Here is a 25,071-nt window from a genome sequence, read left to right on the forward strand (position 1 = left end):
AACCCCGTTTTTTCAGGTGCCCGAAGGCACCTTTTTTGCGTTCCCCATGGCCATCAAGAAATCCGAGCTGTATTCCTCCCTCTGGGCCTCGTGCGACGAGCTGCGCGGGGGCATGGACGCCAGCCAGTACAAGGACTACGTGCTGGTCCTGCTGTTCATCAAATACATCAGCGACAAATTCACCGGTCAGCCCTTCGCTCCGATCCAGATTCCCGCTGGCGCCAGCTTTGCCGACATGGTGGCCCTGAAGGGCAAGTCCGACATTGGCGACCAGATCAACAAGCACATCCTGCAACCGCTGGAGAAAGCCAACAAGATCCGCCTCAAGGCCGACTTCAACGACACCGCCCTGCTCGGCCAGGGCAAGGAAATGGTCGAGAAGCTGGGCAACCTGATCGCCATCTTTGAAAACCCGGCGCTCGATTTTTCCAAGAACCGGGCCGATGGTGACGACATCCTGGGTGACGCGTACGAATTCCTCATGCGCCACTTCGCCACCGAGAGCGGCAAAAGCAAGGGACAGTTCTACACGCCCGCCGAAGTCAGCCGCATCCTCGCGCAGGTCATCGGCATCCACCAGGCCAAGACCACGCCCGACACCACCGTGTACGACCCGACCTGCGGGTCCGGATCGCTGCTTTTGAAAGTGGCCGACGCCGCGCCCACACCGGTCACGTTGTACGGGCAAGAGATGGACGAGGCCACCAGCGGCCTGGCCCAGATGAACATGGTGCTGCACAACAACGCCAGCGCCCTCATCACCCAGGGCAACACCCTGGCCAACCCCAAGCACCTCGACGGCGCTGCGCTCAAAACCTTCGACTACGTGGTCGCAAACCCACCGTTTTCAGACAAGCGCTGGAGCACCGGCCTCACGCCCGACAGCGACAAGTTCGAGCGCTTCAAAGGCTTTGGCATTCCGCCCACCAAACAGGGCGACTACGCCTACCTGCTGCACATCATCCGCTCGCTCAAGCCCCAGGGCAAAGCCGCCTGCATCCTGCCGCATGGCGTGCTGTTCCGGGGCAATGCCGAAGCCGACATCCGCAAGAACCTCGTTCGCCGCGGGCTCATCAAAGGCATCATCGGCCTGCCGGCCAACCTGTTCTTTGGCACCGGCATACCGGCCTGCATCGTCGTCATCGACAAACAGGACGCGCAGGCCCGGCGTGGCATCTTCATGGTGGACGCCAGCGCAGCCTTCATGAAAGACGGCCCCAAGAACCGCCTGCGCGAGCAAGACATCCACCGCATCGTGGACGCCTACAGCAAGCAAGACGGCAGCGACCCGACCTACGCCCGCCTCGTGCCCTTGGCCGAGATCGAAAAGAACGACTTCAACCTCAACCTGCCGCGCTACCTGCAAAGCCGCCAGACGGAAGACCGGCAAGACATTGAAGGCCACCTGCGCGGCGGCATTCCCCAGGCCGATGTGGACGCCCTGCAAGCCTACTGGGCCACCTGCCCGCAGCTGCGCGCCACCCTTTTCAAGTCGCTGCGCCCCGGCTACCTGGCCCTGGCGGTGGACAAAGCCGCCATCCAGACCAGCATCCACCAGCACCCCGAGTTCGTGGCCTACACCCAGCGCATGGCCGCGCACTTTGACGCCTGGCGCAGCCGCACCAGCCAGCGCCTGAAAAAGCTCAAACCTGGCTTCAAGCCCAAGGCGCTGATCGTGGAGCTGGCCGAAGACCTGCTGGCGCACTACCAAGGCCAGCCGCTGCTCAACGCCTACGACGTGTACCAGCGCTTCATGGACCTGTGGGCCAGCGCCTGGCAAGACGATGCCTACCTGCTGGCGGCTGACGGCTGGAAGGCTGCCACCTACCGCGTGATCGAAACCAAGAAGGGCAAAGACGGCAAACCCGGCAAGCAGGTGGACAAGGGCTGGGCCTGCGACCTCGTGCCCAAGGCCACGCTGGTGGCCCGGTACTGCGCCAAAGAGCAGGCGCTCATGAACGAAATGAGCGCCCAGCTCGACGCCATGACCGCGCAGCTCGCCGAGCTTGAAGAGGAACACGGCGGCGACGACGGCGCCTTTGCCGAGCTGGACAAGGTGAACAAGGCCCAGGTGAGCGCACGGCTGAAAGAGATTCAGCGCGACGCCGACGCGCAAGACGAAGCGGCCGTGCTCCGGCAGTGGCTGCAACTCAGCGACCAGGAAGCCCAGCTCAAGAAAACCCTCAAGGAGCTGGACGCCCACGTGGACCAGCTGGCCCACGACCAATACCCACGGCTGAGCGAGGCAGAGATCCAGACCCTGGTGGTGGACGACAAATGGCTGACCGCACTGGATGCCGCTGTGCGCGGCGAGCTGGACCGCATCACCCAGCGCCTGACGCAGCGGGTGATAGAGCTGGCCAACCGGTACGACGCGCCCTTGCCTGCCGTGGCGAAACGGGCGGATGAACAGCAGGCCCGGGTGGACGCGCACCTGGCCCGGATGGGGTTCACATGGAACTGAACGAGCCGAGTGCGAAGTACCTGGTTTCAACGGGCTTCAAGCGATCGGAAGTTGGTGATATTCCTGTGGAATGGAACGTATCAACCATTGGAGCATTGGCGGTGACTTCGTCCGGAACGACACCATCCCGAAGTCAGCCAGAGCGTTACTACCTCAATGGCACCGTACCTTGGGTGAAGACCCTCGATTTGAACAACGGCCTGATTCATGAAACTGACGAAAAGGTGACCGAAGCTGCACTGAAGGAAACAAGCTTGCAACCGTATCCCGCCGGTTCCGTGCTGGTTGCCATGTACGGTGGGTACAACCAAATTGGTAGAACCGGTCTTTTGACTCAGTCCGCAGCGGTCAATCAAGCGATCACTGCCGTTCGCCCCAAGCAAGATCAGCTCGACTCTGGCTACTTGCTGCGCATGCTCAACTTTCGGGTGGACTACTGGAAAGCCGTAGCAAGTAGCAGCAGGAAAGACCCCAACATCACAAGCAAAGATGTGCGGGCATTTCCGCTGGCGGCTCCCGCACTTGATGAGCAACGTGCGATTGCTATTGCGCTTGCAGATGCCGACGCCCTGATCGAATCGCTTGAGCAGTTGTTGGCCAAGAAACGCCAGATCAAGCAAGGCGCGATGCAGGAACTGCTCACCGGCCAGCGACGTTTGCCGGGATTCCAATCTGAGTGGTGTTCCGTGTCTTTGGGAGAAATAGGTACGTTCTTGAAGGGCTCAGGCATCACGCGAGAACAGGCCCAAAGTGGCGCCATTCCTTGCGTTCGCTACGGTGAGATTTACACGACCCACACAGACCACGTCCGGTCTTTCGAGTCTGGAATTTCTCCCGCTGTCGCTGCAACAGCCACACCTTTGCGACAAGGGGACATTCTGTTCGCTGGGTCTGGCGAAACGAAAGAAGACATCGGCAAGTGCGTCGCGTTTCTAGATGACTTTGAGGCCTATGCCGGCGGCGATATCGTGATCTTGCGGCCTCGGGGTTTCGATTCACGCTATCTGGGCTATGCGCTGAATGCCGCCGAAGTCAACCGTCAAAAGGCCAGCAAAGGTCAAGGGGACGCGGTTGTTCACATCAACGCGGCCGCCTTGGCTCAAATATCTGTGCGTACTCCCGAGATCGCAGAGCAAACCGCCATCGCTACCATCCTGTCCGACATGGACACCGAAATCACCGCCCTCGAAGCCCGACTGACCAAAGCCCGCCAGCTCAAACAAGGCATGGCCCAGGCCCTGCTGACCGGGCGCATCCGGCTAGTGAACTAGCATTCGTACATTGCCCTCCGGCCAGACACAAAGGTTCATCATGATCCGCACACTTGACATTGACGGATTCAAATCGATTCACAGCGAGAGCATCTCCCTGGGACGAGTCAATTGCCTGATCGGCGCCAACGGGGTTGGCAAGAGCAACGTGCTGGAGGCCCTGGGCGTGCTCGGTGCTGCAGCAAACGGCGTGGTGGATGACGAAGCGCTTCTGCGCAGGGGTGTCCGAGCGGGTTTGCCACGCTTGTTCAAGAGTTCTTTCGCTGAAGAGCGCACACCTGTCCATATCGGCGTGGGCGTTACCGATGACAGGCAGGCCAGTTACCGGGTTTCGCTGCTCAATCCGCTGGAATCACCAGAACCTGCCTGGTCCTACAAGACCGAGGTACTAACCGATGGTGTACGAGACATCGTGAGCGATGGCGTCCGGAACAAAAAGAATCTGAATCCTCAGGCTGGTCTGGCGGCGCTGAAACTGGTGGACGAAGAGCCCACCAACCCTGCGGCTCAGCTGATGCAACGCTTGCAGGACTATGCCATCTATTGCCCCAACACGCCCACCCTGCGCGGCACGGTACCAGATACACAACCACGGTCACCGGTCGGTCTCAGTGGCGGTCAATTGGCCGAGGCTTTTGACGAGTTGAGCAAGTTGTATCGTGATGACGAGCGCGGCACACTGGATTCAGTACTGGAGTTAATCGACTGGGTGTCAGGCGTCGAAGCCACCAGCAAAGGCGCCGACTTGCTATCGCCCAAGGTTCCCCGAACCAAATGGTTGCTGAAGTTCACCGATCGGTACATGAAAACGAGCCGGAACGAACTGACAGCATACGACGCCAGCGAGGGGGCTTTGTACGTAATCTTCTGTGCTGTTTTGTGTCTGCTGCCCAAAGGCCCCAAGCTCTTTGCGATTGACAACCTGGACCAGGCTCTGAATCCGCGCTTGGTCGCCCGGTTGACGGCACGCCTGTCTGAATGGTTGAGCGTGGCTGCCTCTGACAAGCAACTGATCTTCACAGCCCACAACCCTGCGGTGCTCGACGGTTTAGACCTGTCCGACCCGGAGATCCGACTTTTTGCGGTGGAGCGTGACAACACAGGAAAGACCTGTGTCCGACGGATTGAAGTAACACCCGAGCTGTTGACCCTTCGGGCCGACTATCCACTGTCTCGGTTGTGGCTCATGGGGCACCTGGGGGCGGTGCCCAATGTCTAAGCTGCGCATTGCGTTGGTCGCCGAAGGACCGACGGATTACGAGGTGATCCAAGCCGCATTGAGCGCGCTGCTGCCGGTGTCTTTTGTGCTGACACAACTTCAACCGGAACCGACCCTGCCCGATCTGGGCACTGGCTGGGGTGGTGTGCTGAAATGGTGTGAAGCGACGGGTAACCGGCACACGGGTGCTTTGGATCTGGACCCCACTCTCACCGGCTTTGATCTGCTGATCATTCACCTGGATGCCGATGTAGCTCACAAACAGTATTCAGACTATGGCCCCGATTTGCAGGCCAAGGCCTTGGCTCGAAATTGGCCAGCCATGCCGTGCAACTTGCCATGCCCACCAGCCTCCGATACCTGTGCCCGACTTGAACTTCTTCTGAGCAACTGGCTAAACCCTGCGATACCTGCGCAGCGCACCATTTGGTGTGTGCCCGCCCAGTCCACGGGGGCTTGGTTGGCTGCGGCTGTTTTGCCACAAGACCATGCTTTGTTGGTGGACCTGGAATGCAACTTACAAGCGGAAGATCGGTTGGGGTCAACGGCCGTGATCAAGGCGCACCGCATAAAGAAACAGACTTTGGCATATCGCACGCGCGCTCCCGCCGTCAAAAACAACTGGGGTGTGGTCAAACAAATATGTCCGCAAGCCACTCAGTTTGAACAGGTCGCACTTGCTGCCTTCGCAAGGCTTCCGCCGGCTGCGCCGCCGCCGCCGTGAAATGGGCCTGGCGTTCAACCGGTTCTGCGGATCGGGCGTATCCGCCTCGTTTGACGCCACCGGGCCCTCTTTTATTGACTTTTATTTTGATTTCGATAAATTATCCAAGTCAAAATAAAACGAGATAAACATGATCGCCTACCCCCGCACAGCCCTGGCCGACGAGCTGGTGCACCAGCTTCAGGGTAAGACCGCCTTTGGCGACGCCCAGAACGGCCTGTTTCTGGCCGCGCCCCGGCGAACCGGCAAAACCACCTTCTTGCGGGGTGACCTGTGCCCCGCGCTGGAGAAAGCGGGCGTGGTGGTGGTGTACGTGGACCTGTGGGCCGAAGCCACGCGCGACCCCGGCGTGTTGATTGCCGACGCCATTGGCCGCGCCCTGCAGCCGCATCTGGGCGTGATCGCCCGCGCCGCCAAAAAGACCGGACTGAACAAGGTGAGCCTGGCCGGCTGGCTGGATGTGGACACCAGCCGCATCGGCAAGCTGGACGGGCTGACGCTGGTGGACGCCCTGCGCGCCCTGCACGAAACCGCAGACAAACCGGTGGCGCTGGTGATTGACGAAGCCCAGCACGCGCTCACAAGCGAAGCGGGCGAGGCTGCCATGACCGCGCTGAAGTCGGCCCGCGACCAGCTGAACCGACCCGGAGTGGTGAACCTGATGCTGGTGATGTCGGGCTCGGACCGCGACAAGCTGCTGCGCCTGGTGAACACCAACGGTTCGCCCTTCTATGGCTCGCAGATCAAGACCATGCCGGCGCTGGGGCAGGACTTCATGGCGCACATCGTGCAGCTGATCGAAGCGCAGCGCCCGGAGCTGGCCCCAGTGGACCAGGCCACGCTGCAAGCTGCATTTGAAGGCTTTGGCAGCCGGCCGCAGTTCTTCATGGAAGCGCTGGGCCAGGTGCTCAGCCCGCTGGCGGCGCTGACGGGCCGCTTTGAGCCCGCCATGCTGCAGGCCGCCGCGCAGCGCCAGCAGGACGACGAAGGCCAGATGGAATCCGACTACCTGGGCCTGAAGCCGCTGGAACAGGCGGTGCTGTGGCGCATGCTGGAGCAAGGCCCCCGCTTCCGGCCCTACGACGCCGAGGCGCTGCGCTTCTACCGCGAGAAGACCGGGCGCGACAAGGCGGTGACGCCGCCGCAAGCGCAGAACGCGCTGGAGTCGCTGCGCGAGCGCACGCCAGCGCTGGTGTGGAAATCGGCCCGGGGTGAATACGCGGTGGAAGACGCGGCCATGCACCGCTGGTATGAAACCCGGGCAGCGGCCGGCACCTGGCCACCGCTGAGCCGGCAAGGCAACCTGCTGCCAGACACCGAGTAGCCCGCTGCTACAACGCATTGACCCACAACCGACGACACAAAAATCAGGGAGCCCGTCGTGAACGATGTCAGCAAACCGGAGCGCGCCACCCAACACCGGGTGGTGCAGCTGCTGTGCCAAGAACTGGGTTACCGCTACCTGGGCGACTGGACGGAGCGCGCTGGCAACGCCCCGATTGAAGAATCCCTGCTCACCGCCTTCTGGCAGACCAAGGGCTACACGCCCGAACAGATGAGCCGGGCGCTGAACACGCTGCGCAGCGAGGCCGCAAACCCCACCCGCACGCTGTACGGCAACAACCAGGCGGTGTACAGCCTGCTGCGCTACGGCGTGCCGGTGAAAACCGGCGCGGGCGAACAGGCCGAGACGGTGCACCTGGTGGACTGGGAACACCCCGAAGCCAATGACTTTGCGGTGGCCGAAGAAGTGACGCTGAACGGCGGCCTGGAGCGCCGGCCCGATGTGGTGTTGTACCTGAACGGGCTGGCCGTGGGCGTGCTGGAGCTGAAGAACAGCCGGGTGAGCATTGGCCACGGCATACGGCAGAACCTGTCGAACCAGTTGCCGGAGTTCAACGAGGGCTTCTTTGGCACGGTGCAGCTGGTGATGGCGGGTAACGACAGCGAGGGCCTGCAGTACGGCACCATTGCCACGCAAGAAAAGTACTTCCTGAAGTGGAAGGAAGACGAAGCCGACAACGCTGGCTACAAGCTCGACAAGTACCTGCGCAAGCTGTGCAGCAAGCAGCGGCTGCTGGAGATCGTTCACGACTTCGTGCTGTTCGACGCCGGCATCAAGAAGCTGCCACGGGTGCACCAGTACTTCGGCATCAAGGCGGCGCAGGCGCATGTACAACGCCGCCAGGGCGGCATCATCTGGCACACGCAGGGCGCGGGCAAAAGCATTTTGATGGTGCTGCTGGCGCGCTGGATTCTGGAGAACCTGCCGCAGGCACGCGTGTTGATCGTGACCGACCGGGACGAGCTGGACCAGCAGATCGAGCGCGTGCTGGGCGATGCGGGCGAAACGGTGTACCGCACCGACAGCGGCAAGGACCTGATGCGCCAGCTGGCACTGCCCTCACCCCGGCTGATGTGTTCGCTGGTGCACAAGTTTGGCGGCCAGGCGCGCGGCAAGAGCGAGGCGGAGTTTGAGCAGTTCATCAAGGACGTGCAGGCCGCCCCCAGCGCCACCTACGGCGAGCTGTTCGTGTTTGTGGACGAGTGCCACCGCACCCAGAGCGGCCGGCTGAACCGGGTGATGAAGGCGCTGATGCCCAACGCGGTGTTCATCGGCTTCACCGGCACCCCGCTGCTCAAGGAAGACAAGGCCACCAGCCAGGAGGTGTTTGGCGGCTACATCCACACCTACAAGTTCGCCGAAGCGGTGGAAGACAAGGTGGTGCTGGACCTGGTGTACGAGGCGCGCGACATCGACCAGCGGCTGGGCTCGACCGACCAGATCGACCAGTGGTTTGCCGCCAAGACCAAGGGCCTGAACGACTGGCAGCGCGACGAGCTGAAGAAGCAATGGGGCACCATGCAGAAGGTGCTGAGTTCCCGCTCGCGCATGGACCGGGTGGTGGCCGACATCGTGTTCGACTTCGCGACCAAGCGCCGCCTGTCCAACGGGCGGGGCAACGCCATGCTGGTGGCGGCCAGCATCTACGAGGCCTCCAAGTATTTCGAGCTGCTGCAGAAGACGCCATTCAAGGGGCGCTGCGCCATCGTCACGTCGTACAACCCGCTGACCAGCCACATCACGCTGGAAGAAACCGGCGCCCACACCGAGAGCGACAAGCAGGTCATCTACAACACCTACACCGAGCTGCTCAAGGACGTGGTGGCAGATCCCCACAAGACCAAGACCGAAACCTATGAGCAGCAGGCCAAAGAACGTTTCATCAAGGAGCCGGCCAACATGCAGCTGCTGGTGGTGGTGGACAAGCTGCTGACCGGTTTTGACGCCCCGCCCTGCACCTACCTCTACATCGACAAGTCGATGCAGGACCATGGCCTGTTCCAGGCCATCTGCCGAACCAACCGGCTGGACGGTGACGACAAGGACTTTGGCTACATCGTGGACTACAAAGACCTGTTCAAACGGGTGGAGAAAGCGATAGTGGTTTACACCTCTGAGTTGGACACCAGCGCAGGCGGCAGCGACCCGCAGGTGATGCTCAAGGACCGGCTGGACCTGGCCCGCGAGCGGCTGGATGCGGCGTTCGAGGCCTTGCACCTGCTGTGCCAGCCGGTGTTACCGCCGCAGGGTGACCTGGACCACATCCATTACTTCTGCGGCAACACGGAGATGGCTACGGACCTGCAGGAGCGGGAACCGCAGCGCGTGGCGATGTACAAGGCCGTGGTGGCCTTGATCCGCGCCTGGGCCAACGCGGCCGACGAACTGGAGGGTGCTGGATATTCGCCTCAGGACGTGGACCGCATGAAGGCCCAGCTGAAGCACTACCTGGACCTGCGCGACCTGGTGCGACAGGCAGCGGGCGAAACGCTGGACCTCAAGGCCTACGAGGCCGACATGCGCCACCTGATCGACACCTACATCGAAGCATCGGCGCCGCGCAAGATTTCGCCGTTTGACGATATCGGCCTGCTGGACCTGATCGTCAAGACCGGCATTGCCGAAGCCATCGCCAACAAGCTGGCCAACGTGAAGAACAACCACGAGGCCGTGGCCGAGAGCATCGAGAACAACGTGCGCAGCAAGCTCATCAAGGAGCAGCTGACCGACCCGGCGTTCTTTGAACGGATGTCGGCGCTGCTGGACGAGATCATCCGGCTGCGCAAGCAGAAAGCCATCGAGTACGAGGAATATCTGCAGCGTATCGCCACCCTGACCCGACAGGTCATGAGCGGCAAGACGGACGACACCCCAAAGCAGCTGAACACGCCCGGCCGCCTGGCGCTGTACAACAACCTCAAGGTCTGGGTGACCACCAACACGGCGGGGCAGCCGCACGCGCCCTATGGCGGCAACGACGCGACTGTGGCCATGGTGATGGCGCTCGACGCGTCCATCAAGGAACACCGGCCCGATAGCTGGCGCGGCGTGACAGCCAAGGAGCAGCTCGTCAAACAGGCGATCTACAACGTGATCAAAGACATCGACGCGGTGAACCGCATCTACCCCATCGTGTTCGCCCACAAGGAATACTGATGGCGGTGCACATCGAGCTGGGTGACATACAGGCCGAGGTGATCCGCAAGGACATCAAGCACCTGCACCTGAGCGTGCTGCCGCCCATGGGGCGTGTGCGCATTTCAGCGCCGCAACACATGAAACTGGACACGATCCGCGTGTTCGCGATTTCGCGGCTGGCCTGGATCAAGACCGAGCAGCACAAGATGCAGGCGCAGCCACGCGAGGCACCGCGCCAGTTCCTGACCCGCGAGAGCCACTACGTCTGGGGCCAGCGCTACCTGCTGACCCGACACGAACACGATGGCGCAGCAAAAGTGGAGCTGAACCGCAACCAGTTGGGCATGTGGGTGCGGCCTGGAACGGACGAAGCACGGTGCCAGGAACTGCTGGACGGCTGGTACCGCGATCAGATTCGGGCGACGGCGCCCGCCTTGATCGCCAACTGGTCACCTGTGCTGGGCGTGAAGGTCAACAAGGTATTCGTTCAACGCATGAAGACCCGCTGGGGCAGCTGCAACCCGACGGCTGCCACGATCCGCCTGAACACCGAACTGGCCAAGAAGCCCGCAGAGTGCCTTGAGTACATCGTGGTGCACGAGCTGACCCACCTGCTCGAACCCACCCACGGCCCGCGATTTGTGCAACTGATGGACCACTTTTTGCCGCACTGGCAGCAGCGGCGGGAACTGCTGAATGCGTTGCCGGTTCGGCATCATGAGTGGGGGTATTGATACCCCGGACTGTGTGTTGTTTGACTGAGGTATTGCCCGCCACTGAATTTGAAAATCTCAGATTGATGTTCAGCTTTGCAGCGGGAGTGGTCCTCGTAGAGGCATCAGCAGAATGGAGGATAGCTATAGTATCCAAAGAAGATTATTCACCCGAAGGTGAAAGAAGACGGAGGAAATGACGAATGGGCCGCGCGAAACAGGAATGGATTGAAGAAGAAGGTAGAGGTTGGCGCTCCGACGATCGCCATGTTTGCGGAGATTGCGTCGAGGACACTGCACTCAAGAAGCTAATCCACGAAACTGCAGAGACTCTTGTTTGCGACTTCTGCGGCCGAACCGCCATGGAGCCGATCGCCGCACCCTTCAACCGCCTGTTGGAAAGAATTGCGGAAACGCTGTTCACAATGTATGGCCAAGTCGATGAAGTCGGTACACCCTACGCGGAGGGAAGCTACCTATCCGAGGTGCTCACCACAGAGGAAGTGCTCGCAGCTATCGGGTTCGAATGCAGCGGTTGCGTGTGGGACGCAGTTGTCAAAGATTTCATTGTCGAGGACTGGGTTGAGGCCCCAAATGGCAGTTGGGGGCAACTCCCTTTCGGTAAAGAACTGAAGGGCGCATGGGACCACTTCTGCCAGGTTGTGCGTCATCAGACTCGCTTCCATTTCCACACGCGTTTTCACGACCATCCACAAGACGGGATAGCTCCCGGCGACATGCTCGAAGCAATCGGTTCAACGATCCGCAGCACATCACTCGTGACCGATCTACCGACCGGAACCACCCTCTACCGCGGGCGCATCGTCCAGCCGGGCTCGACATGGGAACCAAATGCGGACTCGATGGGAGCCCCACCGCCGAGCATCGCAGGGTCAGGCCGAATGAACCCAGCTGGTATTCCGTATCTGTACCTGGCCTTCGATGTCACGACGATGGTGGCGGAAGTCGGAGAGCTGCGAAAGGATGAGGTGATTCGCGGCGCATCTTTTCGAACAACGCGTGCGCTGCGCGTCGTCAACTTTTCCGACCTACCAGAAGAACCATCGCTATTTGACCCAGAACGGCGGCATCTGCACCCGTACTTTTACTTCTTGCGCGGGTTCGTCCGCGAAATCTCCCAGCCGGTCGACCGCCCGTTGCCTTCGGACATCCACTATGTTCCTACGCAGGTCGTGTCCGAATACCTAGCGCAGGCCTTTGGAGACTCGAACGAAACATCTATCGACGGAGTGGTCTTCCGAAGCGCAGCGAATCAGGGTGGTAAGAACCTAGTGTTATTTCCTTCGAGAACGCCCTTCAAACCGCAGTTTGACTGCGTTCAACTAGCGGAGCATTTCACTTGGAATCAGATTCTATCTTTGATACTCATTGAGTCTCGGGCAATCACGGTCGATCGAGTTAAACGTCGGCAACCGAAAGCCAACCTTTCTACGGACGGCGTTGAGTGAGGGCAGGTGCTACCCTGCTCGGAACGTCCAACTTGCGAACAATGTGCTCTCACTAGCTCCATCCGAAAAATGGTCGAACTTAAAACTCCATCGCGAACTGCGCTTTTCATCTCACACGCCACCCCCGAAGACAACCACTTTGTCCGATGGCTTGGTGCCAAGCTCACCGCGATGGGTTACGAAGTTTGGGCCGATGTCATGCGGCTACATGGTGGTATTGATTGGGCTAGAGAGCTTGAAAGCGCTCTACGGAAGCGCGCAATAAAGATGCTGCTGGTGTGCACGCCCAACGGGCTGGACAAGCAAGGTGTGCGGAACGAAATTGAGATCGGCGTCGCGCTGAGCCGCCAGCTCAATGATGAAGCTTTCATCATCCCTCTGCGCCTTGAGGCCTACGATCCTCCATTTCGGATCGCTCAGGCCCAATACATCGACTACAAGCGCAGTTGGGCCGCAGGCTTGGCCGAACTGGTTGAGTTGCTGCGCGCCCAAGAAGTCCCGCGCGGCGCCCCTGGAGCGATGCAGACTTGGCTGGAGACCCAAGCTGAGGGGGCCGACCTGCTGCAGGGAAAGCCCGAACCACTTGTCTCAAACTGGCTTCAAATTGGCCAGGTACCGGAACGCATCCACTATGTTGAGTCGCTCGTCGGCACCTCGCTGGAACGCTTCCAGAATAGATCGGTACATCCTTGGCCTGTCGTCCCGCACCGCGCTGGAGTCATCGCGTTCGCCAGACCCGACGATGCAGGTGAGATGGCACCCACCGTTCCAGGAAAACTGGTGGCGTCCAAGTCAACCCTGGATTTCCTAGAAGAGGGATGGCCTGAGATCGGTATCGATCAATTCCACGCGCGCCGGCTGTACGCTGATCTCGGAAGCCAAGCGTTCGACCTCTATTGCCGCGGACGCGGTCTAAAAGGTTCGATTGGGTCGGGAAGGCGAATCAGTTGGTGGGGGGACATCAAGTCCACGCCCAAGAGCCAAGTGAAGTTCGATTGGAGCTACCGGCGGGGCTCGCGCCAGATCATTGGGCAATCGGGTAAGCGAGCCGTCTACTGGCACTATGCGGTCAATGCGCAGTTGCGGACCGCACCGCTGCCGCACATCAGACTTTCTCCACGGCTCGTTTTCAGCGAGAACGGTTTGGATCCGATCGAGGACGCGAAGCGATCCCATTCTTTACGTCGGTCTTTCGCAAAAGGATGGCGCAACGCGCGGTGGCGCGACATGCTCTGTGCCTACGTTTGGTGGATGTCGGACGGGAAGGGTGAGTTGCTCCTTTCCGTGGGTGAAGGTGTGCATATCGCAGTCTGCGTGCCTCCGATGCAGTTCAGCTGTCCTGTGAGTATCCTGGAGAGCGAAGATGACGGTCAGGACGATGACGATCCGGACGTCCCCGATGAGGTGTGGTCTGAAGAGCCTTTCGAAGAGGTGGATGAATGAGCCGACCGCTTCGACCCCAAATTCAATACATCGAAGAGCCCAAGCTTGAGTTTCGGTACGGCCAGATGTTGGAGTATTCCCGGGATGGTCTCTATCTGTACGGGCCTGTAGATGCCTCCCTGAATCCGAGGCCAGTGCGATATGGATTCATCGGCACCAGAGCCGGCCTCGAACGATTCGAGCGATGGGCCATACAGGTTTCATCGTTCATAGCAACTCCACCGCCTCGACGCGGCTCGAAAGCCGTAGAGCCGCACCATGTTCCATTTCCTGGCTTTTCAGAGGCATTCAATGCACTCTGGTCTACCAAACCGTCGAAGGTCATCGACGACCTAGACGAGGAAGAGCTACGTCGACGTATACATATTGCCAATCGCCACGAAGCCATCAAGTCGGTGGTTGATGCATATGTTGAACGCCTTGTCGCCGATCAGCGGCGCGACGAAGACCCTCCAGCTTTTTGGTACGTAGTAATTCCGGAGTTCATCTATGAACTCGGCCGTCCTCAGTCTGTTGTCCGCATAGCCGATCGAGTTGACGGGAAGATCACTCTGAAAGAGCGCGACGCACTGAAACTTGCCAAGCAACCAAACTTGTTCGGCTTCGATGAAGAAGATGCAGAGGTCTACAAGTACGAGCGCAACTTCCGGCGCCAACTCAAGGCCAGGCTGCTGGATCACAAGATCGTCACTCAGTTGGTCCGCGAGAGCACATTGGCGCCGGGCGACTTTCTGAAGTCCAATGGCCAGCCAAAGCGCAATGTCGAGGATCCCGCGACGTTGGCTTGGAAGCTCTGCTCCGGGTCTTACTACAAAAGCGGTGGCCGCCCCTGGCAAATCGCAGCCATGAGGCCCGGTGTCTGCTACGTGGGCCTTGTCTACAAAAAACAATCCGACGCCGACGCCTCTCGGTTCTCAGTATGCGCGGCGCAGATGTTCCTCTCCGATGGGGAGGGCGTCGTATTCCGGGGGGCCTTGGGGCCATGGTTTCACCCTGACACCAAGCAGTTTCACCTCGACGCTGATTCAGCAACTCGACTCGTTGCGACCGTCCTGAATGAGTACCGGACGCGCCATGGAAAAGACCCGGCGGAACTATTCATTCATGCCAAGTCGTCCTTCAACGACGATGAATGGGCAGGATTTCAATCTGCTTGCCTAGGAGCAACCACAAACGTCGTAGGAGTTCAAATCTCCGACGCCTGGGACCAGCTCAAACTGTTCCGCCCTGGAGCGTATCCCGTCATTCGAGGTACAGCGCTGATTACAAGCGAGAGGGCGGGGTTCCTATGGACTTCAGGCTTCGTGCCGCGCCTCGGTACTTACATGGGGCCAGACACTCCAAATCCGTTGCAGGTGACAGTCCGACGCGGGAAAGCACAACTCCAGACTGTGATGCGTGATGTGCTTGCATTGTCAAAAATTAACTTCAATACTTGCCTGTTCAATGACCGATCTCCTGTGACTATCAAGTTTGCAGACGCCATCGGCGAGATTTTGGTGGCAGCGCCACAAAGCAGCGAGCCCATGCTGCCTTTCAAGTTCTATATCTAGCGAAGAAGGCAAGACTCGTCCGCCACGGGCTTTCGCCACCGTTGGTCACGTGCACGCCCCGCTACAAGACCGGTCGCAGATCGAAGTTTGATAGCCCGTAGCTACGACAAAACGGACTCGGGACGAGTTTTCGTAGTTTCGACCTTGCCGCTGCCGTCGCAAACGCGCGCTATGGATGTCGGCAGTCAGCCTTGACCGGCCGGCCAGCCTGCAACCACATCGAGGCACGGTATGCGTTGAAGTCAACGGCGAATCTGCGAATCCACAGCCGGACCAAGGCGCTGAGGCCCCCTGACGACCTCATGTGCCGTCTTCTGCACATTCCAGGACGAACTTGCCTCCCGAATGAAGACAGCAATCGATCCAGCCAGCTTCACGTCCCGCGCATCAGGTGATCCCGCCAGGGCACGCCCTATGTGCAGCCAGCCCTTCAATGCTTCGGCCCTGCTGGTACGCACTTTGTCTCCCGAAGCGGTGCTCGGGCGCACCTTTCTCAAACGGCCTGCCTCGTCGGCTTTCAGTTGCCATAGTTCCGGGTGGCTCACGTTCCGACCACGGGTGGCCTGCCGGGTGGCTTCTGCTTCCACCCCATAGCCGCGCAACTTCTCGGCAAAGGTCTCGCGCCATCGCTGCAGGTCGGCCTTGCGCGGGTTGAGTCGTCTACCGCTCATGGACTCGGCCCGCACGCTGATGTGCACATGCGGATTGGCCTGGTGGTCGTGCAGCACCATCACGTACTTGTGATCCGCCAACTCGGTCTGCGCGAATTCGCGCGCTGCCCGCTGGACGATCAGCGGGTCGGTGCCCCTGGGCATGGACAACATGATGTTGAAGGCCTCGCGTCGGTAGCCTTCATCACCGATCAGGCTGCCTCCATAGCGCCAGTCTTCCCCCAGCTCGTGCACAGCCGATTTGCCGCGCACCGTGTCGCCATGTTCGGTCTCGATATCGAGTCGGCCGTTCTTGCTGATGTACCGGAAGTGGGCCGCAATGGCCAGCATGCCCCGCCCTCCCCCGGTGACCTTGACCATGACCTGGGGTGCTCTCTTGACGACGGTGGCTTCAATGCGCTTGCGGATGGCGTCTGCGCGCTGGTGCATGCCCCCATCGCCCAACGTGGGCTGCGGCCTGATCTTGACCACCCGGTTGCCCGGGTAGAACAGGCGATCCCCCCACTGGACGAGCACCCCATCAATGTCCAGCGCTTGGCTCATGGCGTTCTCCTAGGTAGTCACCGGCTGGGCCGGGGGATGGTCTCTGTGGATGACCCACGCGGGCGCAGATCGGCCATCAGGGCCGCCGCCTGGGTGAGGTGGCGATGGATGTCTCCGTACAGCGTGTCGAGCATGTCTCGGTAGACCAGCGCCTTCTGTACGTTGCTCTGGATCAGCAGGCGCGTGAGGGTGTGGATGTTGCGGCTGAGGTCGGAGAGCTGCGCGTTGGACGTGGTAAGCACAGATAGCAGCTCGGTGCGGTTTGCGTCCGTGGTCAACGCGGGGATACCGGCGACGAGCCCTGCCAGGTAGGCCCCGCGTGACAGACCTGCTGCGCGCGCACCGGCTGCCAGTTTCTCGGCCTCAGAGGCTGTCAATCTGATTGACAACTTGATCTGGGACTGGCGCAAAGGGGCGATGCTCTCGGAACCTGTGATCGGCGGTGGAAGCGATTCAGCCTGCCCTATTTCGTGGGCCACAGCCCGACGAACCAGCACAGACACGCTCTCACGCCGAGCCTGAGCATGGGCCACCAACGCGGCCTTCAGACCGCGCATATCGACCGTGACGAAGTCCGGGTTGTGGGTGTTCATGGGCCAACCGAAAGGTGCAAACGTGAGCGAAGCGAGTCGTTTGTGAAACCGGCGGCGTGCCGCCTATCCTGCAATCAACCATGCACCTATGCTCTCCGAGGATCGACCGATCCGAGGTGCTGGATTCACCCCAAAATCCAGCAGAACGCAGGCAAGCTCCCGCCCACCAGGTTGTCAAACCGTTTGACAACCGGTGAGGCAAGGGACCGTGATCAGAGGGAGATTTGCAGCAGTTCGATGGCGTCAAAGCCAGGGCCCTGCTGCTGGGAGAACGTCGAACTTCTGGTGTTGTGACCGAGTGAGTTGTCAAACCGTTTGACAACTCACTTCGCCGACCAGCCCACGAGGGTCAGCTGACTGGCCTGCACCGCTCGCACCGAGCCTCCAATTTCGGTGGTCACGTAGACCTGCCCTTCTTGTTGTGGCGCCTGCAGGGTGTTCACCACGACCAACCCACCGTCCAGACTGGCCATCAGCCTCAGTGGTGAGGGCCGAGGCGAACGAGTCACAGGCTCGGGCGCAACGGGGGGTGATGGGTACCCCTTCACAGATTGGCCCTGGTCTGCGCCCAGCCCCAGACTGGCCTCCATGGATTCGATCAGCGCCGACGTTCCACGGCGGACACTGCCCGAACCTTCCGTGAGATCGTTTCGCAGAGCAGCGACACTCTCACGGGTGATAGCGTCCCGATCTGATGCCCAGGCCTCGACGTACTGGGGATGCTGACCCGCCAGTTTGCGCAGGTCGTACAGTTCGGCCAGTCCCCGACAGCGACCGTCCCGGTATGCGGCCAGCAACCAGTCGGGTGGATCGATCAACGCCGTCGCCAGTGTCACGTACTGCCGGCTTTTGCCGATGGCCCGTGCAATGTCGGCCTGCGTCTGCCCCTGGTTCAACGCCCGTTGCACGAACAGCGCAATCTCCAGCGGGCTCAGGCCCTTGCGCTGTTCGTTCTCGATGAACTGGTCCACGCTGTTGGCGGTCTGGTCCACAAAGGCGGGTATCTCGGACAGTCCGACCCGCTTGCAGGCCCGCAAGCGCCGGGCGCCGAAGTTGAGCATCCAGCGACCAGGCTGTGTGGGGTGCGTGCGCACCGAGACGGGCTGGCGCACGCCACGCTCCCGGATGGTTTCGGCCAGTTCGTCCAGGCTCTGATCGTCGAACTCCTGTCGGGGCTGATCTGGGTCTTCGTCGATGGCGTCCAGCGGAATCCGCAAGGGGGTTCCGCCCTCGCCCCCAGTCGGCGGCAGCAGGTCGAGGCTATCCAGCGACAGGGCCATGATCCGCTCCATTGATGGGGGTGACGGGGGTTTTCTGTGTCGGCGCTCCATCCAGCACGGCTTTGGCGATCACGACCATGGCCACCTCGATCTCGCGCCAGGCGTCTCGCGCGGCGGTCTTCTTCATCTCCCACAGCACAAGGCCTTCCGCCTGCGCTTCGGCCACGGCCGAGCGGCGCGGCATGGACGCGTACTGTCCCGGCTTGGGTCCGTAGGGGATCAGGATGGGGTGGAACTTCTGCACCAGTTGCAAGAAGTTCTCCCGCTGAAACGGGTTGGCCTCCACCATCACCGGGAGCAGCCCAATCAGGTGCAGCTTCGGGTTGAGCATCGACGTGATCTTTCGCACCCCCACCCGAGGGTGGTTGAGCAGTGCGTGCACGCCGTCCAGGGCTTCCTGGTTGAGCTGGATCGGCGAGAGCACGCAGTCGGTCGAAGCCAGCGCCGCGATCATGCGGATGTCCGGGTTGGGGTTGGTGTCAATGAGGCAGACATCGAACCGGGCGTCCATGGCCTTGAGGAAGACCCTTAGGTGGTTCGCGAAATCGTTGTGCAGGCTGGGCTGGCGCTCCAACCCGGAGAGACCTTGGTCAGCGGCGACGAGGACGAAGTCCGCAGCCGGGATGACCGGACTCGCCTGCGTGAGCAAGGCGCTGGCCGGGACTTCGGCCACGGCCACGCGCTGGGACTTGCGCAACGGGTCGGAGAAATTGCCCTGGTGGTCCAGGTCGATGGCCAGCACGCGGCAGCCGAGTTTGCGGAAGTAGTGGGCCAGCAAGGTGGCGACGGCGGATTTGCCGACGCCCCCCTTCTGGTTGGCGAGCACAAGGGTCTTCATGGGGTTTCCTCCAGCGCGACCGACAAGGGTGGTCGAGGCGGAGGACGTTTCCCGGGCGCCGCGCTCGATGCGCCAGCGGCCGGGATCGCGCGAGCCGGCGCCGGCCGGCGAGCGCGTTTCGGAATTTCACGCGCACGCACCGTCCGATGATGAGAGCGTTGCAGCGCATGGGCGGCGCTGGATTCGGGGTTGAATCCAGCACCGGCTTCGTTCAGACCTTGTGGATCAGGCCTTGAGCTTGCGCATCTCTTCGGCCAGCACCCACAACGCACGGTTCAAGCTCACGCTGCGGTCGATGCTGGCCACAGGACGGGTGTGCAGGCGCCGACCCTTGGCACCGCGCCCAGGCTGACCACCGCGCAAGGCGTTCTCCTGCACCCTCTGAAACGTGGTCCACAGGCTGTTGCCGAAGTCTTCAGGGCGGCGGGCTTCGATCAGCTGCTCGGCGGTCACCGGGGCCGGTGGTTCGCCCTCCCCTCGCTCACCGTAGCGCAGCGCCAGGGCTGCGGTGGCAAAGGCCTGCTGTTCCTCACGCTGCAGCGGCAGGGCCTTCATGCTGTCGGTGGACGCGTCCACCACTTCGAAGTCGTCCAGCACCCGGAACGCGCCTTCGATCACCTCGTCCTGGATGTTGCCCTTGTGCGGGATGCGGATGTCGTTGGTGACGTCGCCGACCACCAACCCATTGCAACAGACAAAGCGGAACACGCCTGCGAGCATCTGGTAGCTGCTGGCCCCGTCGTGGCTGTTGATCAGAATGATCTCGTTGGCCTCGGGCCGGGTGTTCACCTGCCCCGCATGGCGCATGCGGATCATGTGTTTGGTGAACTCGGTCTTGCCTTCAATGCGGCTCTTGCTCTGGGCCACCATGAAAGGCTCGAAGCCTTCATGCCGCAGACCGCGCAGCACGTCGATGGTGGGGATGTAGGTGTAGCGCTCGGATCGGCTGCCGTGCTTGCCTTCGGCAAAGATGGACGGTGCGGCCCGGCGCATCTGGTCTTCGGCCAGCGGGGTCTCGCTGCGGATGACGAAGGTGTTCTGGCCAAAGCGGGCGGCCAGACGGGGGGAATGGGCGGTAGAGATCATGGTGATGCTCCTGGTTCGGTGAATAGAGATTTGTGGGATGAGAGAAACCGAGCGGCCGAACCGCCCGGTGGGTGGCCTCAGGCGGTGGCTGGCTGGCGGGACTGCGCGTTGCGGCTGCGGCGTGCTTCGCTCTCGGCCCTGCTGTCGAGGTAGTCGATGTCTTCGACCGTGAACTCGATCGCGTAGACCTCGCCGCCCTCGGCGTCCTGGTAGTTGTTGTTGTGCAGCCGGCCCACGAGGTTGACGTGCGAACCCTTGCCCAGGTACTCGGCGGCGTGCTCAGCCTGCTTGCCCCAGAGGGTCCAGCGGATGGACACCGCGCGCTCCTCGCGGTCTTCGCCGCTACCGCGGTGCTGGTTGCTGATGGCGGTCAACACCGCCTTGGCGACCTTGCCTTCGCGCCCGTTGACGAATTCGAGCTTGACGGCAGCAGCCAGGTGCGCGTGGCGCTGGATGACTTGAACGTTGGCCATGTTGAAACTCCTTGCAAGAGCGACCAGCCGGACCCCGATTCGGGCTCCTCAAAACCGATCCTCTCGCTCGGACTCCCTCGCTCCCGCCCACGGGCGGGCGGGGGGTGGGCAAGGCCCCTTCCCTCGGGAAGGGGTGGGGGATGGGGAAACCTTGCAGCACGAAGCAGTGAGCCCGTCACCTGGCCCACCGCTGAAAGATCCCCCCACAAGTCCCCCTCACCTGTGGATGGGGGCGCCGTGGGGGGATAACGGTGGGCCCATTGGCGCACGCGCTGCCCGAGCCTCTTCGGGCGACCAGCGCAGCGCAGGCGCCCGGGTGAACTGAGCAGCGGCGGCTCTGCGGACGGCGTGACACCAAGCGCAGCGACTGGCGCGGCGTTCGAGCCGCTGCGATCATTTCAGGGGTTCGCGGTCCGTGGCATTTCCATCGGCCCGGCTTCGGGTTTGGCGGGTGACCGGGGGGACGATCTGGCGGGCAGGATGGGACCACAGCGCAGCGGCGGGAGTGGACCGAACGTCAGTTCGTTCAGCGGGCGCGTTCCCACGCAGCGGGAAGGAAACCAGACCGCGATCCCCGGGCACGGGACAGGGCCGCTGCTCCCTGTGCTGCCGGTGAACACCGGCCATGCTCCGCCCTCCCCTTTGTCCGCGCACAGCGCGCTGATCAATAACAAGAAATTGGGGCCGAAGGCCCCAAGGTTTAGACCATTCCCAATTCGGCCATCGAATTCACCGAGTCGCCCGCCACGATGAAGTGGTCGAGCACCCGCACATCGACCAGCGCCGCCGCCTGCTTGAGTGTCTGCGTCAGATACTCATCTGCACGAGAAGGACGGGCAGCGCCGCTGGGATGTTAGGTTGCATTCGCGTGTGTCAACACGATTGGCTTTCTCAGGAGAGCTGCATAGACTGGCGCATGCCCGAGCAGCCCAAGCCTCTTTCAGAGGCGAGTAGCCCGGCGCGCCCCGCGTTTTGCGGCAAATCCATGGGGGTTCGCGGTGATGCTGGCTCGCAGATCGTTCAGTGCTCCAACGTTGGCACGGCTTCGCCAGATGCCAGCCAGCGATGCCTTGGCTTTGCTGGCTGATCACGTCAAGCTTGATCCAACCTACCTGCCCGTCAAGGACCGTCACAGCTGCCGTTGGCACGCGAGCACCGCGCTCGGCGATTTCGAGATACTGACCACGGGCGTCAAGTGGTACGACACGCGAGCTTGCGCTGGCGGAGGCGGCGCCATCGATCTGGCGATGCATGTGCTCGGTCTGTCGTTTGTCGATGCGGTCAAGCGGCTGACCGCAAGGTAGGTCGGCGTGGTCCAGGTCGTTCGCAAGTCGGCACTGCCGGATCCGTCCGAGGTGATCGATCGGTTAGCGCCGGCAGCGGCGCGAGCGCCTGCAGTTGCGCTGCGCGAACCAAGGCCGACGGGCTTCCCGCTCCTGTTCACGGCGCAGTGGCAGCTGATCGAGCCGGCGGTCGCTTTCCTGCACGAACACTTCGTGCAGCGCGCCCACACGATCGATACGCTCAGGACCTATGCCGAGGTGCTCTACGACTGGTTCGAGACCCTGGAGCAGAACGGTGTTCGGTGGGATGGCGCTGACGCCGTGGACCTGGTGGCCTATCGCAACCGGATGCTCACGCAGCCGAGCGCGCACACCGGCAGACCGTATCGCATCGCCACCATCAACCACCGTGTGCGCGGCGTGCTGCGGTTTTACGACTGGGCGGTGCGCACGCATTGGTTGGTGGCGTCCCCCTTGGCCGGCACGGAGCACAACTTCCGCGTAGCAAGGCAGCTGCGCCCCTGCAGCGCCGATGCGAGCCGGCCAACCGATCACAGTCTGTTCGTGCTGCGCCAGTTCGAGCCGTTGCCGCGTCCGCTCGTGTCGGAGCAGGCGCGGGAACTACTGGCCACGTTGCCACCGCCGTACGACCTGATGGCGCGCTGGCAGCTCTATACGGGGCTGCGCGTGAGCGAATTGCTGCGCCTGTGCGTCCAGGACGTCAGCAAGCCTTCAGTACGGACGGTGTCGCATCACACCATCGAAGTGATCCGCAAGGGCCGCAAGCCCGGCTACGTGGTCGCCCCGGCGAGCCTGCTCGACGAGACGGCAGCGTATCGCTCCGGGCACCGGCGGGCCTGGTTGCAGCGTGCCGCCCACCGCCGAGGACGCGTTGCCGATCCCGCCGCCTTGTTCGTCAACGCGCGCGGTGCGCACGTTGGCAAGAACGCCTATCAGCGCGTCATCAGCCGAACCGGCCAGGCCTGCGGATTCAAGGCGACCACGCACCTGCTGCGGGCGACCTTCGCGTGCATGCTGCTGGCTCGCCTGGAGCAGCTCGCCAGCGCGGGCGCCGCGATCAACCCGCTGATGGTCGTCAAGGTGCTCATGGGACACGAGCGCATCGAGACCACCGATCGCTACCTGCGCGCCATTGCCGTGGAGGCCGGCACGCTCAGAGAAGTGCTGGACACGCTGTTGTCGGAGGTGCCGTGACCGTGGGCACTCGCCGCCGCCCAATGCCTCGCGGGTTCACGCACAGCGCCGATCTCGTTGAGGGCGGAGCAGCGCCCGCTCGGTTCGAGGCGCCTCGCCAGGTGCGACGCACCGTCATCGACTTCGGCTCGCTCGACCTGCCCGCGGACGTCCAGGGTGCTCTGGCCGAGGCCTTCTGGTGCCACTTTGGCGCGATGGCCGAGCGCTGTATCCCCGTGCGCTGGTTCCACATCCTGGTCTTCGAGCGCTTCGTTCGAGAATCCGGCGCCATCAGGTGCCTGGCCGACGTTCATGGTGGCACGCTCCTGCGCTACGTCGAGTGGTTGAACACCCAGTGCCGGCGAGATGGCCAGCCGTGGACCAAGTCGAGTCGGGCGAGCGCGTTCACGACCCTGCGCAAACTGCTGCAGTGGATCGAGCGTTGCCGCCCCGGGCGTGTTGCGAGCATCGAGTACCCATTCAACCCGTTCCCCTGGCGCAACCGCGATGCCCGACCCCACGACAAGATGCCTGCGGGCGAACTGCGGGCGTTGCTGAAGGCCTGCGAAGCAGACATTGTTCGCATCCGTGCTGGCCGTGAGGCCGCTGCGGCGCAACGCATCGCCGACGCCGGCCAGCCGGGAACCCTCGGCTGGCTGCTCGAACACATCGATCGGCAATGCGATGGCATCGTGCCCAGCGCGCGCGACCTGTCGCGACCCGGGCAGTGCACCGTGCGGACGACCCTCCAGCGCTTCGGTGGCGTGAGGCAGGTCGAACCGTGCCTCTATCCGCGCGCCGAACTGCTGTTACCGTACTACCTGGCCATCATGGCTCACGCAGCGGGCAACCCCGAACCGATCGCCGAACTCGGTCGCGACTGCCTGCAGTCCCTGCCACTGCTCGATGACCGCCAGGCGCTCGTGTGGTTCAAGGCCCGCTCCCACCGCATCCAGCGGCGCACGTTCAGCAGCGCCGACTGCTTCGAACCGCCAGCGCTCATTGAGGAACTGCTCGCGTGGAACGAACGGCTGCGACCCCTGGCGCGCGTGACCGAGCGTGATCGCCTGTTCCTCTACAAAGCCCTGCGCGGCGTGACGGCACTCACTTGTGGCGCAGCCAAACACCTGGTCAAGGCATTTTGCGAGCGGCACGGCCTGCCGCGGTTCTCTCTCGTGTCGATCCGTCCCGGGGTGCTCGCGAGCTTCTACCGCGCCTCGGGCGACCTGCGCCGCGTCAAGGCGATCGCCAACCATGCGCACTTGTCCACCACCGTGCGCTACGTCCAGACGCCCGAGGTCCAGGCGCAGCACCGCTCTCGCATGGCCGCCCTCCAACAGGCCTTCATCGGGCACATCGAGCGCGCCGCAGCCAGCGCATCCCAGCGTCGCCCCATCAATCCCAGGGGCTACCGCTCACCGGTGCCCGGTGGCGAAGTCGTGTCGATGTTCGGCTTCGGCTGCAAGGACCCCTTCGCCGGTGCGGCGGCGGGGACGCACCCCGGTGAACTGTGCACGAATTTCATGGGCTGCTTCACCTGTCCAAACGCCATCATCACGCCGGATCCGCCGACGCTGGCTCGGCTGCTCCAGGCGCGTGACCACATGAGGGCTGCCGCCGCCTTGCTGCATCCAGCGCGCTGGCAGGCCTTCTACGCGCCGCAGTTGCGCATCCTGGAAGAAGACATCCTTCCTCGCTTTGCCAGCCGCGAACTCGCGGCCGCCCTGCCCTTGGTGGCACAGCTGCCACCGCTGCCCGATCTTCGATGAGC

General features: G+C 62.2%; 19 protein-coding genes and 1 pseudogene. 13 read left to right on the top strand and 7 right to left on the bottom strand.

What is annotated here, in order from left to right:
• Nucleotides 1–46: 46 nt before the first annotated feature.
• From F3K02_RS06570 to F3K02_RS06615, 10 genes are all read left to right on the top strand, one after another.
• Nucleotides 47–2,464, top strand: coding sequence for a type I restriction-modification system subunit M (locus F3K02_RS06570; protein ID WP_177134511.1), 2,418 nt, complete (start codon nucleotides 47–49; stop codon nucleotides 2,462–2,464).
• On the top strand, nucleotides 2,455–3,735 hold the full coding sequence (locus F3K02_RS06575) for a restriction endonuclease subunit S (protein WP_177134513.1): 1,281 nt from the start codon (nucleotides 2,455–2,457) through the stop codon (nucleotides 3,733–3,735). Before F3K02_RS06570 ends, F3K02_RS06575 begins: the two co-directional genes overlap by 10 nt.
• A gap of 40 nt (nucleotides 3,736–3,775) precedes the next feature.
• A complete protein-coding gene (locus F3K02_RS06580) occupies nucleotides 3,776–4,954 on the top strand; it encodes an AAA family ATPase (protein ID WP_177134515.1) in 1,179 nt (392 codons plus the stop codon).
• Nucleotides 4,947–5,678, top strand: a complete 732-nt coding sequence (locus F3K02_RS06585; RefSeq protein WP_177134517.1) for a hypothetical protein — start codon at nucleotides 4,947–4,949, stop codon at nucleotides 5,676–5,678. Before F3K02_RS06580 ends, F3K02_RS06585 begins: the two co-directional genes overlap by 8 nt.
• A 130-nt stretch (nucleotides 5,679–5,808) precedes the next feature.
• Nucleotides 5,809–7,002, top strand: coding sequence for an ATP-binding protein (locus tag F3K02_RS06590; RefSeq protein WP_177134519.1), 1,194 nt, complete (start codon nucleotides 5,809–5,811; stop codon nucleotides 7,000–7,002).
• A 57-nt stretch (nucleotides 7,003–7,059) separates the two neighbouring features.
• Nucleotides 7,060–10,179: an HsdR family type I site-specific deoxyribonuclease gene (locus F3K02_RS06595; protein WP_177134521.1), complete on the top strand. Its 3,120-nt coding sequence runs from the start codon at nucleotides 7,060–7,062 to the stop codon at nucleotides 10,177–10,179.
• Nucleotides 10,179–10,895: a M48 family metallopeptidase gene (locus F3K02_RS06600; RefSeq protein ID WP_177134523.1), complete on the top strand. Its 717-nt coding sequence runs from the start codon at nucleotides 10,179–10,181 to the stop codon at nucleotides 10,893–10,895. Before F3K02_RS06595 ends, F3K02_RS06600 begins: the two co-directional genes overlap by 1 nt.
• Before the next feature lie 182 nt (nucleotides 10,896–11,077).
• Complete coding sequence (locus F3K02_RS06605; RefSeq protein WP_177134525.1) at nucleotides 11,078–12,343, top strand: RES domain-containing protein; 1,266 nt, start codon at nucleotides 11,078–11,080, stop codon at nucleotides 12,341–12,343.
• A 69-nt stretch (nucleotides 12,344–12,412) separates the two neighbouring features.
• The gene (locus F3K02_RS06610) at nucleotides 12,413–13,786 is read left to right on the top strand and encodes a toll/interleukin-1 receptor domain-containing protein (protein WP_177134527.1); all 1,374 of its coding nucleotides are present in this window, start codon (nucleotides 12,413–12,415) and stop codon (nucleotides 13,784–13,786) included.
• On the top strand, nucleotides 13,783–15,339 hold the full coding sequence (locus F3K02_RS06615; protein WP_177134529.1) for an argonaute/piwi family protein: 1,557 nt from the start codon (nucleotides 13,783–13,785) through the stop codon (nucleotides 15,337–15,339). Before F3K02_RS06610 ends, F3K02_RS06615 begins: the two co-directional genes overlap by 4 nt.
• Nucleotides 15,340–15,581: 242 nt before the next feature.
• Here the strand turns inward: F3K02_RS06615 and F3K02_RS06620 are convergent, their stop codons facing one another.
• From F3K02_RS06620 to F3K02_RS06650, 7 genes and pseudogenes are all read right to left on the bottom strand, one after another.
• Complete coding sequence (locus F3K02_RS06620) at nucleotides 15,582–16,553, bottom strand: relaxase/mobilization nuclease domain-containing protein (RefSeq protein ID WP_177134531.1); 972 nt, start codon at nucleotides 16,551–16,553, stop codon at nucleotides 15,582–15,584.
• Between the two features lie 17 nt (nucleotides 16,554–16,570).
• The gene (locus tag F3K02_RS06625) at nucleotides 16,571–17,146 is read right to left on the bottom strand and encodes a hypothetical protein (protein ID WP_177134533.1); all 576 of its coding nucleotides are present in this window, start codon (nucleotides 17,144–17,146) and stop codon (nucleotides 16,571–16,573) included.
• Between the two features lie 323 nt (nucleotides 17,147–17,469).
• Nucleotides 17,470–18,426 (bottom strand): ParB/RepB/Spo0J family partition protein, encoded by a 957-nt coding sequence (locus F3K02_RS06630; RefSeq protein ID WP_177134535.1) that lies wholly within the window; start codon nucleotides 18,424–18,426, stop codon nucleotides 17,470–17,472.
• Nucleotides 18,407–19,264 carry a ParA family protein gene (locus F3K02_RS06635; protein ID WP_177134537.1) on the bottom strand — a complete coding sequence of 286 codons (858 nt, stop codon included), beginning with the start codon at nucleotides 19,262–19,264 and terminating at the stop codon, nucleotides 18,407–18,409. The genes F3K02_RS06630 and F3K02_RS06635 overlap by 20 nt, the downstream gene beginning before the upstream one ends.
• A 225-nt stretch (nucleotides 19,265–19,489) precedes the next feature.
• Complete coding sequence (locus F3K02_RS06640; protein WP_177134539.1) at nucleotides 19,490–20,350, bottom strand: DUF932 domain-containing protein; 861 nt, start codon at nucleotides 20,348–20,350, stop codon at nucleotides 19,490–19,492.
• A gap of 77 nt (nucleotides 20,351–20,427) precedes the next feature.
• Entirely contained in the window at nucleotides 20,428–20,823 is a 396-nt protein-coding gene (locus F3K02_RS06645) for a single-stranded DNA-binding protein (RefSeq protein WP_177134541.1), read from the bottom strand.
• 700 nt (nucleotides 20,824–21,523) lie between these two features.
• Nucleotides 21,524–21,676, bottom strand: a pseudogene (locus F3K02_RS06650) (JAB domain-containing protein); the annotation flags it as partial.
• A gap of 199 nt (nucleotides 21,677–21,875) precedes the next feature.
• On the opposite strand from F3K02_RS06650, the gene F3K02_RS06655 reads away from it, so the two are divergent.
• The 3 genes from F3K02_RS06655 (at nucleotide 21,876) to F3K02_RS06665 (ending at nucleotide 25,069) form a co-directional block, all read left to right on the top strand.
• Nucleotides 21,876–22,127, top strand: coding sequence for a hypothetical protein (locus F3K02_RS06655; protein ID WP_210829844.1), 252 nt, complete (start codon nucleotides 21,876–21,878; stop codon nucleotides 22,125–22,127).
• A gap of 6 nt (nucleotides 22,128–22,133) precedes the next feature.
• Nucleotides 22,134–23,321 carry a tyrosine-type recombinase/integrase gene (locus F3K02_RS27750; RefSeq protein ID WP_177134545.1) on the top strand — a complete coding sequence of 396 codons (1,188 nt, stop codon included), beginning with the start codon at nucleotides 22,134–22,136 and terminating at the stop codon, nucleotides 23,319–23,321.
• A 101-nt stretch (nucleotides 23,322–23,422) separates the two neighbouring features.
• The gene (locus tag F3K02_RS06665) at nucleotides 23,423–25,069 is read left to right on the top strand and encodes a hypothetical protein (RefSeq protein ID WP_177134546.1); all 1,647 of its coding nucleotides are present in this window, start codon (nucleotides 23,423–23,425) and stop codon (nucleotides 25,067–25,069) included.
• Nucleotides 25,070–25,071: the final 2 nt, after the last annotated feature.

This window comes from Hydrogenophaga aromaticivorans, assembly GCF_013387465.1.
In the GTDB taxonomy this organism is placed as follows: Bacteria; Pseudomonadota; Gammaproteobacteria; order Burkholderiales; family Burkholderiaceae_C; genus Hydrogenophaga; species Hydrogenophaga aromaticivorans.